The sequence below is a fragment of the Streptomyces sp. 891-h genome (genome assembly GCF_022760275.1).
GTDB lineage: Bacteria > Actinomycetota > Actinomycetes > Streptomycetales > Streptomycetaceae > Streptomyces > Streptomyces spirodelae.
Window position 1 is genome coordinate 2,822,195 of sequence record NZ_CP050693.1, and the last position, 14,630, is coordinate 2,836,824.

General features: G+C 71.1%; 15 protein-coding genes. 5 read left to right on the forward strand and 10 right to left on the reverse strand.

From position 1 onward, the window contains the following. Positions 1 to 54: 54 nt before the first annotated feature. Entirely contained in the window at positions 55 to 294 is a 240-nt protein-coding gene (locus HC362_RS12085) for a hypothetical protein (RefSeq protein ID WP_347568538.1), read from the reverse strand. Between the two features lie 390 nt (positions 295 to 684). Between HC362_RS12085 and HC362_RS12090 the strand changes: the two genes are divergently transcribed. After that, complete coding sequence (locus HC362_RS12090; protein WP_243083964.1) at positions 685 to 1,947, forward strand: D-alanyl-D-alanine carboxypeptidase; 1,263 nt, start codon at positions 685 to 687, stop codon at positions 1,945 to 1,947. On the opposite strand, the gene HC362_RS12095 is transcribed toward HC362_RS12090, so the two are convergent. From HC362_RS12095 to trpS, 3 genes are all read right to left on the reverse strand, one after another. Beyond that, positions 1,853 to 2,947: a YihY/virulence factor BrkB family protein gene (locus HC362_RS12095; protein ID WP_243083965.1), complete on the reverse strand. Its 1,095-nt coding sequence runs from the start codon at positions 2,945 to 2,947 to the stop codon at positions 1,853 to 1,855. The genes HC362_RS12090 and HC362_RS12095 overlap by 95 nt on opposite strands. Positions 2,948 to 3,109: 162 nt before the next feature. After that, positions 3,110 to 3,802, reverse strand: a complete 693-nt coding sequence (locus tag HC362_RS12100) for a 2'-5' RNA ligase family protein (protein WP_243083966.1) — start codon at positions 3,800 to 3,802, stop codon at positions 3,110 to 3,112. An 11-nt stretch (positions 3,803 to 3,813) separates the two neighbouring features. Next, positions 3,814 to 4,827 (reverse strand): tryptophan--tRNA ligase, encoded by a 1,014-nt coding sequence (trpS, locus tag HC362_RS12105; RefSeq protein ID WP_243083967.1) that lies wholly within the window; start codon positions 4,825 to 4,827, stop codon positions 3,814 to 3,816. Between the two features lie 211 nt (positions 4,828 to 5,038). Between trpS and rocD the strand changes: the two genes are divergently transcribed. Then, positions 5,039 to 6,274, forward strand: a complete 1,236-nt coding sequence (rocD, locus tag HC362_RS12110) for an ornithine--oxo-acid transaminase (RefSeq protein WP_243083968.1) — start codon at positions 5,039 to 5,041, stop codon at positions 6,272 to 6,274. 48 nt (positions 6,275 to 6,322) lie between these two features. Here the strand turns inward: rocD and HC362_RS12115 are convergent, their stop codons facing one another. Then, the gene (locus HC362_RS12115) at positions 6,323 to 7,285 is read right to left on the reverse strand and encodes a D-2-hydroxyacid dehydrogenase family protein (protein ID WP_243083969.1); all 963 of its coding nucleotides are present in this window, start codon (positions 7,283 to 7,285) and stop codon (positions 6,323 to 6,325) included. Between the two features lie 60 nt (positions 7,286 to 7,345). Continuing rightward, the gene (locus tag HC362_RS12120; RefSeq protein WP_243083970.1) at positions 7,346 to 7,660 is read right to left on the reverse strand and encodes a hypothetical protein; all 315 of its coding nucleotides are present in this window, start codon (positions 7,658 to 7,660) and stop codon (positions 7,346 to 7,348) included. A gap of 138 nt (positions 7,661 to 7,798) precedes the next feature. On the opposite strand from HC362_RS12120, the gene HC362_RS12125 reads away from it, so the two are divergent. After that, positions 7,799 to 8,572, forward strand: coding sequence for a DUF1456 family protein (locus tag HC362_RS12125; protein ID WP_243083971.1), 774 nt, complete (start codon positions 7,799 to 7,801; stop codon positions 8,570 to 8,572). A 219-nt stretch (positions 8,573 to 8,791) separates the two neighbouring features. Here HC362_RS12125 and HC362_RS12130 read toward each other — a convergent pair whose 3' ends face one another. Both HC362_RS12130 and HC362_RS12135 read right to left on the reverse strand, forming a co-directional pair. Then, positions 8,792 to 9,271: a hypothetical protein gene (locus HC362_RS12130; RefSeq protein ID WP_243083972.1), complete on the reverse strand. Its 480-nt coding sequence runs from the start codon at positions 9,269 to 9,271 to the stop codon at positions 8,792 to 8,794. Between the two features lie 240 nt (positions 9,272 to 9,511). Beyond that, positions 9,512 to 11,065 carry a PLP-dependent aminotransferase family protein gene (locus HC362_RS12135; RefSeq protein WP_243083973.1) on the reverse strand — a complete coding sequence of 518 codons (1,554 nt, stop codon included), beginning with the start codon at positions 11,063 to 11,065 and terminating at the stop codon, positions 9,512 to 9,514. Positions 11,066 to 11,111: 46 nt separating this feature from the next. On the opposite strand from HC362_RS12135, the gene HC362_RS12140 reads away from it, so the two are divergent. After that, a complete protein-coding gene (locus HC362_RS12140; RefSeq protein WP_243083974.1) occupies positions 11,112 to 11,591 on the forward strand; it encodes a carboxymuconolactone decarboxylase family protein in 480 nt (159 codons plus the stop codon). Further along, complete coding sequence (locus HC362_RS12145) at positions 11,588 to 12,328, forward strand: isocitrate lyase/phosphoenolpyruvate mutase family protein (RefSeq protein WP_243083975.1); 741 nt, start codon at positions 11,588 to 11,590, stop codon at positions 12,326 to 12,328. The genes HC362_RS12140 and HC362_RS12145 overlap by 4 nt, the downstream gene beginning before the upstream one ends. Positions 12,329 to 12,406: 78 nt before the next feature. On the opposite strand, the gene HC362_RS12150 is transcribed toward HC362_RS12145, so the two are convergent. Together HC362_RS12150 and HC362_RS12155 are read right to left on the reverse strand one after the other, a co-directional pair. Beyond that, on the reverse strand, positions 12,407 to 13,462 hold the full coding sequence (locus tag HC362_RS12150; protein WP_243083976.1) for a CopD family protein: 1,056 nt from the start codon (positions 13,460 to 13,462) through the stop codon (positions 12,407 to 12,409). Between the two features lie 140 nt (positions 13,463 to 13,602). Further along, a complete protein-coding gene (locus HC362_RS12155) occupies positions 13,603 to 14,562 on the reverse strand; it encodes a glycine betaine ABC transporter substrate-binding protein (RefSeq protein WP_243083977.1) in 960 nt (319 codons plus the stop codon). Between the last annotated feature and the right edge of the window lie 68 nt (positions 14,563 to 14,630).

Here is a 14,630-nt window from a genome sequence, read left to right on the forward strand (position 1 = left end):
CACGGCCGTCCCTCCCCCTCGCTCTCCCCCGCTCCCGGACCTGCCCGGGCGGCCTCAGGTGCGCCGGGCAGCGCGCACTCCGCGCAGCCCGAGCAGACCGATCGCCGTCCCCAGCAGGAACGAGGTGATCGCCAGCAGCAGGTGGATCCAAAAATAACCCGTCGGATCACCGGCGTCGTCGAAAGCCAGTCCGCTGCTGTCCTTCCAGAGGTTCTTGACGAAGGTGATCCAGACGAACCAGGACCAGACCCCGAAGGCCAGCAGGAACCAGGAGGTACGCCGGGAGAGCACCAGGCCCGCCCGCCGTCCCGCCGGGGGTTCCGTCCCCGGGGCGGCGGAGTCCGCGGTGGGGGGTGCGGTGGAGGTGTCGCGCATGCTGTCCAGTATGACCGCCGTGCCCGGAACCCCGGCCGCCGGGACCCCGGGCCTCGCGACCATCGGAAGCGGCGAAGCCGGGCGTAGGCCGGATCCGCTGTCCGGCGGGGTCCCGTGGCCGTCACGCGGCGGGGGCAGGGCGTCCGGGCCACCCCCCATTGGGCTAGCGGGCTGGGCGAGTTGGGCGACGAGAAGCCGCGCATGGAGGGGCTCGACATCCCCAACGCGCCGAAGGGCCTGTACGTTCGCAGGGTGCCCATTTCTTCGCATTATTCAGACCACGCCGCGCGCCCTTACCGGCGCGGCGTCTTGCGCAGGCGCCGCGCGACCACGCTCGGTGGCCTCGCCTCCACCGCACTCGTCCTCTGTCTGGTGACCGCGGCGGGGACCCAGCCCTCGTACGCCGACGACAACAAACCGGCCGGCAAGGAGCCCAAGCCGCCGGCGCAGATGTCGACCATCGGCGGCGAGCGGCTGGGCCGTCCCGGGACCCAGGTGGACCTCGAGCCGGGCGCTCCCGAGCTGCCCACCAAGGTCTCGGCGCGCTCCTGGATCGTCACGGACGCGGAGTCGGGCGAGGTGCTGGCCTCGCACAACGCGCACTGGCGGCTGCCTCCGGCCAGCACGCTGAAGATGCTCTTCGCCGACACGGTGCTGCCGAAGCTGCCCAAGGACCGCACCCACAAGGTGGTCCCCGCGGACCTGGAGGGGATGGGTGAGGGCAGCAGTCTCGTCGGCGTCAAGGAGGGCGAGACGTACTCGGTGCACGATCTGTGGCTCGGTGTCTTCCTGCGCTCCGGGAACGACGCCGTGCACGTGCTGGCGGCCATGAACGGCGGCAAGGAGAAGTCGGTCCGTGAGATGAACGAGCGGGCTCGCACTCTGCACGCCAACGACACCAAGGTGGTCAGCCCGGACGGCTACGACCACAAGGGCCAGGTCTCCTCGGCGTACGACCTGACGCTGTTCGCGCGGTCCGGGCTGCAGAACGAGGACTTCCGCGAGTACGCGGCCACCGCCACCGCGAAGTTCCCCGGTGAGACGAAGAAGGACAAGAAGACCGGCAAGAAGAAGCGCGGGAGCTTCCAGATCCAGAACACCAACCGGCTGCTGACCGGTGATGTCGGGATCAAGCCGTACCCGGGCATCGCCGGGGTGAAGAACGGCTCGACGACCAACGCGGGCAACACCTTCACCGGTGTGGCGCAGCGCGGCGACCGGGTGCTGCTGGTGACGGTCATGCATCCGGAGGGCGGCGAGGCACACGGCGTCTACAAGGAGGCGGCAAGGCTGCTGGACTGGGGCTTCGCGGCGGACGGCAAGGTGCAGCCGGTCGGCGAGCTGGCGGCGCCCGGCAATGCCGCCGCAGGCGGGGGCGCACCCGCGGGCAAGGGCGGTGAGGCCGGCGGCTCGGACACCCACGCGGCGGCGCACACCCACAGCAAGCCCTCGGGCGGTGCCGGGACGGCGCTGGCAGTCACTGCCGGTGCTCTGGTGGCCCTGGCTCTGGTGGCGTACGGGGTGCATCGCCGTTGGCCGCTCCCGGAGCTGGCGCGTCGTCGCCGCCGCTGACGTCCTCGCCGCCGCCGGCGTCCTCGCCGTCGGGTGAGGTGTCCCTCCCGCCCACGGCGAGGTCCTCGACGGGCGGCTGGGCATCGGGGCCCCCGCCGGGCGCGGGGGCCGTCGCCGTCCAGGCGGCGCACCAGAGCAGCAGCTTGGCCATGAAGCTGATCCACAGCAGCAGGGCGATGGGCACGCCGAAGGCGCCGTAGATGTTCTTCGCTGCGACCTGCTGGAGGTAGCCGCCCAGCAGCAGCTTCAGCAGTTCGAAGCCGACCGCGCCCTGGAGGGCCGCCGCCAGGGTCGCGCGGCGCGGCGGCCGTACGCGGGGCAGCAGCGTGAGCACGTACCACAGCAGGAGGAAGTCGGCGGCCACGGCGGCGGCGTAGGCGGCGGCGCGCAGCAGTACCGTCCCCGCGCTGCCCTGGGCTGCTCCCAGCTGCTCGGCGACCCACCGCGCCGCGGTCATCGCGAACGCCGAGCCGCCGAAGGAGACCAGTCCGACGACGCCGAGGCCGAGCAGGATGCCGATGTCGACCGCCCGGCGGACGACGAGGTTTCCGGGGTCCTCCTCCAGGTCCCACAGGGCGCGCAGGCTCTCGCGCAGGGTGCCGACCCAGCGTCCGCCGGTGAACAGCAGCACAGCGCCGGCGACGCCTCCGACGGTGCCCGCGTTGTCCACCAGCGACTGGAGTTCCAGCTGGTCGGAGATGCCGGGCACCTGGTCGGTGAGGGTGTCCTGGAGCCGGTTCGTCTGGTCGTGTGACAGCAGCGCGGCGGCGACGGCCACGCCCACGGCGAGCATCGGGAACAGCGCCAGGAAGCTGGTGAAGGTGATGGCGGCGGCCAGCCGCGTCCACTTGCGCTCGTCCAGGTGCTGGTAGATCCGCCAGACGCGGGTGGTGCGGAGCCGTCCGAGCAGCGCGCGGAGCCGTCCGAGCACCGCGCGGAACCAGGCCGCAAGCGGCCCGAGCAGCGGGCCCACCAGCGGCAGCTTCTTCAGTCTCTCCACACCAGCCACCTGCCCAGCCCAGCGATCTTCAGCCGTTGCTGGACGTTACCGCCTGCCGGCGTCCCCTGCCGTCTGCCGCGGGCGGCGTCGGAGCGTGGCCGCGGCCGGAGCGGGTGCGGGGCAGCCCGTCAGGGTGTGGCGGCGCGTGGCGACAGACAGCCGTCAGAGCGTGGCGGCGGGCGGCCGCAGGGACGAGCGGCGCTGGTGCGGCGGGCGGCAGGGCGCGGCCGGGGCCGGGGCCGGGGCCGGGATCTCCAGGGACGGCGGGCCGTCGAGCGCGGGGCCGCCCTGCGGGTAGCCGGGGCTCGGGCTCGGGCTCGGGTGCTGCGCGAAGGGGAACTCCCGCTTGAGCCGCCACACCTGGTCGCCGCCCTGCTCGTAGAGGGCGAAGCCGGTGGCCGTCCACGCGCACTCGAACTCGGACAGCTCCTGGTAGGCACGGTCCAGGGCCGGCTCAGGGATGCCGTGCGCGACCGTCACATGCGGGTGGTACGGGAAGTGCAGCTCCCGGTCGAGCGGGCCCTCCGGGTCGCGGACCCGCTCCTGGAGCCGGGAGCAGGCCGTGGCGCCCTCCACGACCTGTACGAAGACCACCGGGGACAGCGGCCGGAACGTGCCCGTACCCGACAGCCGTACCGGGAAGGCGCGGCCGGACATGGCCACGCCCGCCAGGTGCGCCTCGACGGCCGGCCGCGCGGAGGCCGCCACCTCGGTGGGCGGCAGCAGGGTGATGTGGGTGGGGATGCTGTGGGCCGCGGCGTCGCCGAAGGAGGCCCGCCGCGCCTGGAGCAGTGTGCCGTACGGCTCCGGGACGGCGAGCGATACGCCGAGGGTGACGGTCGCTCCCGCGCCCATAGGTTCTCCCTTCACCGCCTGCCGGGCACAAGGCCCACCTTGTCGTACACGGTCCGCAGTGTCTCGCTCGCCACGGCCCTGGCCTTCTCGGCGCCGTCGGCCAGGATCTTGTCCAGCGTCGCCGGGTCGTCCATGTACTCCTGCGTCCGGTCACGATAAGGCGTCACCCAGTCCGTGACGATCTCGGCGAGATCCGTCTTCAGCGCACCGTAGCCCTTGCCCGCGTACTTATCTTCCAGTTCCTGGATTCCGGCGCCGGTGAGTGTCGAGTAGATCGTCAGCAGGTTGCTGATACCGGGCTTCTTGTCCCGGTCGAACCGGATGACGGTGTCGGTGTCGGTGACCGCGCTCTTGATCTTCTTGGCGGTGGTCTTCGGCTCGTCCAGCAGCTCGATGATGCCCTTGGGGGTGGACGCTGACTTGCTCATCTTGACCGCCGGGTCCTGCAGGTCGTAGATCTTCGCCGTCTCCTTGAGGATGTACGCCTCCGGGACGGGGAAGGTGGCGCCGTAGCGCCCGTTGAACCGCTCCGCGATGGTGCGGGTGAGCTCCAGGTGCTGGCGCTGGTCCTCGCCGACCGGGACCTGGTGCGCCTGGTAGACCAGGATGTCGGCGACCATCAGCGCGGGATAGGTGAACAGCCCGACGCTGGTGTGGTCGGTGCCCTGCTTGGCGGACTTGTCCTTGAACTGCGTCATCCGCGCGGCCTCGCCGAAGCCGGTGAGGCACTCCACGATCCAGCTCAGCTGGGTGTGCTCGGGCACATGGCTCTGCAGGAAGAGCGTGCAGCGCTCCGGGTCCAGCCCGGCGGCCAGCAGCTGCGCCGCGGCCATCCGCGAGTTGTTGCGCAGGTCGGCCGGGTCCTTCGGGATCGTCATGGCGTGCAGGTCGACGACCATGTAGTACGCGTCGTGTGTCTCCTGGAGCGCCACCCACTGGCGTACGGCGCCGAGGTAGTTGCCGAGGTGGAACGAACCGGCGGTGGGCTGGATTCCGGAGAGCACACGGGGACGATCATTGGCCATGCGGCCATTCTCTCAGGTGTCCGGACCCGCCTGCGCCCCGGTTTCGGGTGAGCTGGGGCACGGGGCCCGGCCCGTGGGAGCACATGGGCCGGGCGAGGGGCGCGGGGAAATACGCCGGGCGCCGGAGCAGACGCCCCTGGTCGACAGAGGATAGAAAGGTGCGGCCCCACCGGGCAGGCACGCCGGTATGCACAGAGGAACGGAGACGACGATGTCCACCCTCTCAAGCCCCTCCAGCGCCACGGGTGCTTCGAGCGCCCAGAGCATCGCCACAGCGGAAGCTCACAGCGCGCACAACTACCACCCGCTCCCCGTCGTCATCGCCACAGCGGACGGCGCGTGGGTGACCGATGTCGAGGGGCGCCGCTTTCTCGACATGCTGGCCGGTTACTCGGCCCTGAACTTCGGCCACCGCAACCCGCGGCTCATCGAGGCGGCCAAGGCCCAGCTCGACCGGGTCACCCTCACCTCCCGCGCCTTCCACCACGACCGCTTCGCCGACTTCGCCGCGCAGCTGGCCGACCTGTGCGGCATGGAGATGGTGCTGCCGATGAACACCGGCGCCGAGGCGGTGGAGACGGCCGTCAAGACGGCACGCAAGTGGGGTTACAAGGTCAAGGGCGTCCCCGACGGCCGGGCCAAGATCGTCGTCGCGGACAACAACTTCCACGGCCGTACGACGACGATCATCAGCTTCTCCACGGACGAGGAGGCCCGCGCCGACTACGGGCCGTACACGCCCGGCTTCGAGATCGTCCCCTACGGCGATCTCGCGGCGCTGGAGGCGGCCGTCGACGAGCACACCGTCGCCGTGCTCCTGGAGCCCATCCAGGGCGAGGCCGGTGTACTGGTCCCGCCGCCCGGCTACCTCGCGGGCGTCCGCGAGCTGACCCGCTCGCGCCAGGTGCTGTTCATCGCCGACGAGATCCAGTCGGGGCTCGGCCGCACGGGCGCCACCTTCGCCTGCGAGCACGAGGACGTCGTCCCCGACATGTACGTCCTCGGCAAGGCGCTCGGCGGCGGTGTGGTGCCGGTCTCCGCCGTCGTCTCCAACCGCGAGGTGCTGGGCGTGTACCGACCCGGCGAACACGGCTCCACCTTCGGCGGCAACCCACTGGCCTGCGCGGTCGCCCTGGAAGTCCTCGCCATGCTGCGCAGCGGCGAGTACCAGGAGCGCGCCAGGGAACTGGGCGAACACCTCCACCGCGAGCTGCGGCTGCTGCCCGGCTCGGCGGTCCGCGAGGTCCGGGGCCGCGGCCTGTGGGCCGGCGTCGACATCGACCCCTCCCACGGCACCGGCCGCCAGATCTCCGAACAGCTCCTGACCAAGGGCGTCCTGGTCAAGGACACCCACGGCTCCACCGTCCGGCTCGCCCCGCCCCTGTCCATCTCCAAGGAAGACCTGGACTGGGGCCTGGAGCAGTTGCGGGCGGTTCTGGCGAAGTAGAGGTTCGGCCCCTGCTGCGCTCGCCGACCCGCACGCCGAGTGCGTGCTTCACGGGAGGCGGCGCAGTGGGGTGCCTGTCAGGTAGGCGTGGATGTTTTCGACGGCCTGGCCGTAGTAGCGGCGGTAGTTGTCGCGGGTGACGTAGCCCAGGTGCGGGGTGGCCAGCAGGCGGGGGGCCGTGCGCAGCGGGTGGTCGGCGGGGAGGGGCTCCGTGTCGAAGACGTCGGTGGCGGCGCCGGCGATGGTGCCGCTGCGCAGTGCTTCCAGCAGCGCGTCCTGGTCGACGATGGCGGCCCGGGAGGTGTTGACGAGGTAGGCGTCCGGCTTCATCGCCGCGAGCTCGGCGGCGCCCATCAGTCCGCGCGTACGGTCGCTCAGTGCGAGGTGCACGGAGACGAAGTCGCTGCCGCGCAGCAGTTCGTGGAGTGAGGCGGCTCGCTCCACGCCCACCTCGTCGGCCCGCTCCTGGGTGAGGTTCTGGCTCCAGGCAGCCACCTCCATGCCGAACGCGGCGGCGACGGGCGCCATCCGCGCGCCGATCTTGCCGAGTCCGAGCAGGCCGAGGCGCCGCCCGCGCAGGTCGGCGCCCACTGTCTGCTGCCAGGGGCCGCCCTCGCGGATGGCTGTGCTCTCCGTTCCGATCCCGCGTGCGAGGCCCAGCAGCAGCGCCCACGTCAGTTCGAGCGGCGGAGTCTGCGAGCTCGCCGTTCCGCAGACGGTCACCCCGTGCTCCTTCGCCGCCGCGTAGTCGATGACGGAGTTCCGCATCCCTGAGGCGATCAGCAGTTCCAGCCGCGGCAGCCGCGCGAAGACGGCCGCGGGGAAGGCGATCCGCTCCCGCAGTGTCACCGCGATGTCGAACCCGTCGAGCATGGCCACCAACGCGTCCTCGTCGACCGGGTGTTCCTGGAAGCTGACGATTTCTACCCGGTCCTCGACGAGGGACCAGTCGGCCACGGTGGTCCCGACGGCCTGGAAGTCGTCGAGCAGGGCACAGCGCAGGCGTGACACAGCGGCTCTCTCCGTTCTCGGTCCGATGGACGGATCACCGCCGATCATGCCGCAGTGCGACTACTCGTCGTCACAGATTCCGAGCCGCAACCCCCGGCTGTGCGCGACGCGCGCCACGTCGCGGAGGGCGCGAGCCGACGCCGTCAAGGCCAGCCGTAAGGCGAGGGCGCCTGCGGCTGGTTGAGCCAGGACGGCCTCGCACTCCCTCAGCACCCGCGCGGCATCGCCGATCTGCCGGTCCTCGGCCGCGTCGGCCAACGCGGAGATCATCCCGTCGTCGGCGCCGGGTGCCAGATAGCAGGGCTTGCCCGTGTCGGACGTCCACGGCAACAGCCGGAGGTCTTCCTGGAAGAGGGGTTCGCGCTTTTCGGTCAAGGTGCGCTCCTTTCGTGGCGCGACCGAGCGTCGCCGATGACTATCAGTTACTGCGACGACATCGCGGGTGTCTGATCAGCGTCGCCGAAGGCGTCAAACCGGTGTCACAGGGTGGGTCTTCGGCTCTAACGTGTCGGTATGACGACTGCGCAGCAGGTACCGAACGACATGCTCCGCGCCGTGCGCATCGGGCTGCGGTTCAGCCAGGACGACATGGCCAGGGCGCTGCGACGAGCAGGCGAGGAGATCGGAGAGCCGAACGACGCGAGCAAGCGGCTGGTACAGCGCTGGGAGTCCGGCATCAGCCGTACGCCCCGCCCGGTGTACGCACGTGCGCTGGAGCGGGTCACCGGCCGCCCGGTGGAAGCTCTCGGTTTCGCCCTTGCGGTGCCCCGGCTACGAGTCACCGACGACGGGCACGGTGGACACGACGTGGAGGCCGAAGGCGCGGAACCGGACGACGCCACCCGGCAACAGCCGTCCGCCGTACCGTCCCCCCACTATGGCGGTATCTGGCTGAGCCGTTACGAGTACTACAGCTCCGGACGGGGCGACACCTTCACCGGGTCGCACCACCTGGTGCTCGTCCAGCACGGGGAACGCCTTACCGGACAGTCGCTGCCCGGCGCCTCCGCCAATCCGGATTCACCCCTCACTCTCGAACTGACCGTGGACCGCAACGTGGTCACCGGCACCTGGACCGAGCAGACCTCGTCCGACGGCTACTACGCGGGAGCCCGTTACCACGGCGCTCTCCAACTCCTCGTCGAGCCGACAGGGCGTCGGATGACCGGCAAGTGGATCGGCTTCGGCAAGGACTTCGACGTCAACTCCGGCCCCTGGGAGCTGATCTTCCAGGACACCTCCACCAGCAAGGCGACGTTGGAGCGCTACAGCCGTCCGCCGGAGTGACGGCAGCGCGCCGGCGCCCCGCGGAGGGTGCGCAGGGCTGCGGCCTCGGTGACGCCCGGTGGACACAAGCGCGAGAAGCTCCTGGCAGGGCGCGGCGGGTCTTGGTCGTGGCGCCTGCTGCCAGGAGCTTCATCCCGTCGTCGAGTCGCCCAACGGTTGGGTCGGCCGTCGGGTTGGACTCGGCTCGGCGTCGGTCTCAGTTCTGCGGGCCTTTGTCCGTCACCACTTCTTGCAGGCGGTTCCGAGGATCTGCTGGTTGTCGACGCGCTTGATCGATCCGCAGCTTCGGATTCCCACTCCGCCCGCATAGGTGGCGTTGATGCTGAATTTGTGACTGCAACTGCCCCCGGTGCTGCTGCCGCCGCAAATCATTGTGTGCGTCTTGGTCGGCGAGGTCGTGGCGTAGTAAATGAACTCGTACTGGGCCGGGCCCTGGGGTTCGGGGACCCCGTGGATCGTGACCGAGCTGACGTGGTAGCCGCTGCCGAAAATCACCATTTCCACGTTGCCGCCGGTGACCGCCTCATCGGCGGATGCCGGTGCGGATGCCATGGCGGTCATCGCCAGTGCTGCGACCACGACACCGATCAGTTTCCTGACCTTCAATTTCTCTTCCTCCCGTTTGAAACGCGAGACGCCGCTGTTCGCCGCGCGTCGAAGTTGAAGAGTACATGGCCAACTTGGCTGTGTGGTCGGCATCGAAGGAATTTGGGGCGCCTTTTGCGACTTCCTGTCGGGGCGGGCTGGGCGCCTCTCAGGGCTGCGGTCGGCAGCGACCGTGAATTTCTCGAGAACCGGCAACGAATACCCCGCAAGTGAGGTATCAGCCACCGCATCGCGGCAAATTCCTCGAACTCTCCCCTAGTTGGCCATCTGTGCAAGGGGACGGCGTATGCCCGGCTCGTGGCCGGTTTCCGGATCGGCGCGGTCAGGCCCCCGTCACGAGTGACGGCAGCGCGCCAGCGTGCCGCACAGGGCGTCGAGGGCGGCTGTGTAGGCGTGTTCGGGCGGGGTGCCGTAGCCGACGACCAGGGAGGGGGGCGGCGGTTCGCCGGGTGCGGCGGGGTGGCGGAAGGCCGTGAGGGGATCGAGCGCCGTGCCGGCCCGGTCGAGGGCGCGGAGGGCCGCGACCTCGGTGACGCCGGGTGGGAGGCGGAGGACGGCGTGGAGGCCTGCGGCGATGCCGGTTGCGCGGGCCTCGGGGACGTGCGCCGCCAGGTGTTCGACCAGCCGGTCACGGCGGCGCCGGTACCGCTGCCGCATGGTCCGTACATGGCGGTCGTAGGCTCCGCACTCCAGGAAGTCCGCGAGGGTGAGCTGGTCGAGAGCGCCGGTGGTCCACTCGGCGGGGGTCTTGGCCGCCAGGACCGGCTCCACCAGGTGTTCGGGCAGCACCATCCAGGCCAACCGGAGTGCGGGGGCCAGTGCTTTGCTGGCGGTGCCGAGGTAGACGACGCGCTCGGGGTCGAGTCCCTGGAGCGCGCCCACCGGCTGGCGGTCGTAGCGGAACTCGCCGTCGTAGTCGTCCTCCACCACCAGACCGCCGGTGCGTCCCGCCCAGTCGACGACGGCCGCCCTGCGGTCGGGGTGCAGGGGGACGCCGAGGGGGTACTGGTGCGCCGGGGTGAGCAGCACCGCGCGTACGTCGCCGAAGTGCGGGTCGGTGTCCAGGAGGTGCGTACGGGTGCCGTGTGCGTCCACGGGAAGGGGACGGGTGCGGTCCGGTGTCGTCTCCAGCAGCTCGCGGTGGAAAGGCAGGCCGTACTCCTCCACGGCGACGTCCCCCGCGACCACCCGCGCCAGCAGCGCGACCCCTTGGGCGAAGCCCGCGCAGACGACGATGCGCTCCGGGTCGGCTCGTACGCCGCGCGCCCGGGCCAGGTAGGCGGCCAGTGCCCGCCGCAGTTCGGCGGCCCCGCGCAGGTCACCGTGCGAGAAGGCGTGCGCGGGTGCCGCGGTGAGCGCGCGGCGGGCCGAGGTCAGCCACGCCGAACGGGGGAAGGCGGAGACGTCGGGCGCGCCGGTGCGCAGATCGTGGGCGGGGCGGTGCTGCTGGCGCAGATGGCGGCTGAGCGAGAGCGGGGAGGGCTGCTCGGCGCCGGCCCGGGGGCGCGGGCGGCGCGGGGGTGCCGGTTCGGCGCGGTCCGCGACCCGGGTACCGGAGCCCTGCCGCGCCGTCAGCCAGCCCTCCGCGACGAGTTCGGCGTACGCGCCCGCCACGGTGTTGCGGGCCAGGCCCAGGTCGGCGGCGAGGGTACGGGACGAGGGCAGCCGGGTTCCCGGGGCGAGGCGCCCGGTGCGGACGGCCTCGCGCAGGGCGGCCAGCAGCGCGGCGCGGGGCCGGGGGCCTGCGGACGGCGGTAGGTCGAGGTGGAGGTCGCTGCCGCTTCGGCGCGCCTGCCGGTGCCGCTGCCGGTGCCGGTGCCGCTGACGCCCGGACGGGGCTGAGCTCTGCTGTCCGGACGGGCTTGAATTGGCCCACGAATCTGCCATGAAAGTGGACCATACCGATGACCCACTCCGGCATAGGCTCAGGGACATGACGACGACACCGCGTATGGACATCTGGAAGGTCGCCCCCAGCATGATGAAGGGGATGTACGGCTTCCAGCAGGCCGCTTCCGCCGAAGAACTCGACTCCGTGATCGCTGAACTGGTCAAGATCCGGGCCTCGCAGATCAACCGCTGCGCCTACTGCCTGGACATGCACATCGCCGACGCCCGCAAGAAGGGCGAGACGCAGCAGCGACTGGACCTGCTGGCGGCCTGGGAGGAGGTCGGCGACCTGTTCACCGAGCGCGAGCGGGCCGCGCTGGCGCTGACCGAGGCCATCACCGAACTGACGGACGGCTTCGTGCCCGACGAGGTCTACGAGCGGGCCGCCAAGCACTTCGACGAGCGCGAAATGGCCGCACTGATCGGGCAGATCGTGGCGATCAACGCCTGGAACCGCTTCAACGTGGCGGTGCGGGGCCTGCCGCAGAGCATGCTCGACGGCGCGCGCGGCTCAGCGGGATGACCGGCACCGCCGCCGCCCGGCTCCGGGAGCTGCACCTCGACAGGAAGCCGGGCGAGGCGCTGGTGCTGCCGGGCGCCTGGGACCCGGCCGCCGCGCGCGTCTTCGCCCAGGCGGGGTTCACCGCGCTGGCCACGCCCAGCGCGGGCGTGGCCGCTTCACTCGGATACGCCGACGGCGAGTGCCCAGCCGACGAGATGTTCGCCGCCGTCGCCCGGATCGTCCGAGTGGTGGGAATCCCGGTGAGCGCCGACATCGAACGCGGATACGGGCTCCCGCCGTCCGAGATCGCCGGGCGGCTGCGGGACGCCGGGGCCGTCGGCTGCAACCTGGAGGACTCGGTGGCCGGCGAGCTGGTGGCGGCCGGGGAACAGGCCGAGTTCCTGGCCGCCGTACGCGAGGCGCTGGGGGACGGCCCGGACGGTCCGTTCCTCAACGCCCGCGTCGATGTCTATCTGCGTGGCAGCGAGAAGCCCCTGGAGGAGGCGCTGGCGCGGGGCCGCGCGTATGTCGCCGCGGGCGCTGACGGGGTGTATCCGATCGGCGCGCCCCTCGACGACCTCGCCGTGCTGGCCCGCGAGCTGCCGGTGCCGGTCAACGGGCTGGCCCGGTTCGCGGACGGCGGGCCCTCCGTGGCCGAACTGGCGGCGGCCGGCTGCGCGCGGGTCACCTTCGGGGGCGGGCTCGCGGAGCACGCGTACAAGGGCGTACGGGAGATGGCGGCCGAGCTGCGCCGGTGAGGGTGCCGCTGTCTGCTGTTCGCGGGCTGCGGGATGCCGCTGTCTGCTACTCGCGGGGAGCGGGGTTGCGCGGGGGCCCTACGGTCGCGGCGCCGGTGCCACCGTCAGCAGAGCCGACAGCGCCAGCACCCCGCCCAGCGCGGCCAGTTCCCAGGCGGTGGGGCGCAGGACGTGCGCGTAGGTCGTGCGGGTGCGGTCGCGCATCAGGACCCGCCGGGCCGCGACGGCGCACGCCGCGACCGCCGCCACCACCGCCAGCTTCACCAGCAGCGTGCGGCCCCACGCGGAAGAGGTGAGCGCGGCGGGTGACGGCAGCTTCCGCAGGGTGCTGAGGGTGCCCGTCACGCACAGGGCCGCGAACAGCCAGAAGGCGCGGCGGGCGTAGGCCGCCAGCAGGGCGCGGGCCGCGCCCGGTTCGCCGTGCCAGGCGCGCATGGTGCGCAGCACCTGGATGAGCCCGCCGGTCCACAGCACCGTGCAGGTGAGGTGGACGAGGGTGAGGGCGACGCCGACGGCCGGGGTCCCGGACTCCGGGTGCGCCCGTACGGCTTCGGCGGCGAGGACGGCGGACAGTGGTGCTGCCGCCCACACCGGCCGGCCGAGGAAGACGCTCAGGGCCGCCAGCAGGAAGCCGTTGGCCTCGCTGAAGGCCAGCAGTCCGTCACGGGTGGCGTAGATCTCGCTCAGTTCGGGGAGCCCCGCGGCCAGTCGGCCGTCCCCGGCGGCGGCCATGGAGGCGAGGCCCAGTGCGGCGAGCATCCCGGCGAGGGCCGCGCCCGCGGCCCATTCCGGGGGCTGTCGGGGGCCGTCGGCCGGGGTGCCGGGGAGCTGTGTGCCGGGGAGGGCGCGGGCGACATCGCGGGCCAGCCGCCGCCCGGCCAGCTCGCCCAGTTGCACGCACAGCGCGGCCAGCAGCACGGACCGCAGCAGCGTGGTCGTACCGCCGCCGGGTATCCGCGGGTCGTCGGTGCTGTCCGTTGCCAGATCGGTGCCGGTGAGCGCGACGGCGACGAGGACCGCGGCGCAGCCGGTGACCAGCAGCAGCGGCAGCAGGGGTCTTCGCCGCCCGCCCCGCGACGCCCGGTGCCGCCCGCGTCCCACGGGGGCCGGGGCGGACGAAGGGCGCTGACTCATACCGGTCATTCTGCCCCAGTACGCCCCCGCCCCCGTGACGGTGGGCGTCACGGGGGCGGGGGCGTATCGGTGGAAGCGGCTGCCTCAGGGAGAGAGGCTGAGCCTCGAAGAGAGACAGCGCCTCATAGCGAGGCTGAGCCTTACTTCTTGGGGATCCACTTCTTCCAGGTGGACTTGTTCTCCTTGATCCACTTGGCGGCGGCGTCCTCCGGGTCCATCTTCTGCCCGGCGATCATTCCGGCGACCTCGTTCTGGTCCTTGGTGGTCCAGTGGAAGTTCTTGATGAACTTCGCGGCCTTGCTGTCGCTGTCCGCGAAGTCCTTGTTGAGGAACTTCTCCAGCTGGTTCTTCTCGTAGCCGCACTTCGCCTTGGACGCGGGGATCTCGCAGCCCTTGGTGTACTTGGGCAGCTTCACCTCCACCAGGTCCATCTTCTCGTTCATCCACTGGGGCTGCCACCAGTAGGTGAGGAAGGGCTTCTTGGCGTCGTACAGCCGCTTCAGCTCCTTGAGCTGGGCCGCCTCGGCACCGGAGGGGATGTGCTTGAACTTCATGTCGAAGTTCTTGATGAGCTCCTTGTCGTGCTGCGAGTACGACGGCGCTGCGCCGATGAAGTGGCCCAGCTTGCCGCTCTCGGAGGTCCTGAAGTCCTTGTAGTACTTGTTGAGCTTCTTGAAGTCCTTGACGGCGTCCGGGTGCTTGTCGGCCCAGTACTTCGGCACGAACCAGCCGATGTGGCCGACCACGCCCAGGTCGCCGCCGGAGACCACGGTCTTCTTCTTGTTGACGTAAAGGTCTTCCTTCTTGGGAACACCGTGCCAGTCCTCGAGAATGGCGTCGGCCTTGCCGCTGTTGAGCGCGTCGAAGGCGACGGGCTCGTCCATCTGCTTGGCTTCGACCTTCACATCGAGCTCGTCCTCGAGGAGCTTCTTGACGACGGCCGCGTTGGCGGTCGCGCCGACCCAGGACGGCTCGGCCAGGACGACCTTGTCGTCGCCGCCACCGCTCGCCTTGGTGTCGGCGGCGCAGCCGGTGAGGGCGAGGACGCCCAGGATGCCGGCGCCGGCGACGCCGATGGTGCCTATGCGCTTCATTCTCATGTGAATTTCTCTTTCTCAAGGGACGGACGGGGAAGATCCGTCGGGCGGGGATTCTTTCCTGGGGGGAA

Coding starts and splice junctions, on each gene's coding strand:
- HC362_RS12100 (WP_243083966.1), bottom strand. CDS start 3,802: ATGGGCGCGGGAGCGACCGTCACCCTCGGCGTATCGCTCGCCGTCCCG.
- trpS (WP_243083967.1), bottom strand. CDS start 4,827: ATGGCCAATGATCGTCCCCGTGTGCTCTCCGGAATCCAGCCCACCGCC.
- rocD (WP_243083968.1), top strand. CDS start 5,039: ATGTCCACCCTCTCAAGCCCCTCCAGCGCCACGGGTGCTTCGAGCGCC.
- HC362_RS12125 (WP_243083971.1), top strand. CDS start 7,799: ATGACGACTGCGCAGCAGGTACCGAACGACATGCTCCGCGCCGTGCGC.
- HC362_RS12130 (WP_243083972.1), bottom strand. CDS start 9,271: ATGCCGACCACACAGCCAAGTTGGCCATGTACTCTTCAACTTCGACGC.
- HC362_RS12135 (WP_243083973.1), bottom strand. CDS start 11,065: ATGGCAGATTCGTGGGCCAATTCAAGCCCGTCCGGACAGCAGAGCTCA.
- HC362_RS12140 (WP_243083974.1), top strand. CDS start 11,112: ATGACGACGACACCGCGTATGGACATCTGGAAGGTCGCCCCCAGCATG.
- HC362_RS12145 (WP_243083975.1), top strand. CDS start 11,588: ATGACCGGCACCGCCGCCGCCCGGCTCCGGGAGCTGCACCTCGACAGG.
- HC362_RS12150 (WP_243083976.1), bottom strand. CDS start 13,462: ATGAGTCAGCGCCCTTCGTCCGCCCCGGCCCCCGTGGGACGCGGGCGG.
- HC362_RS12155 (WP_243083977.1), bottom strand. CDS start 14,562: ATGAGAATGAAGCGCATAGGCACCATCGGCGTCGCCGGCGCCGGCATC.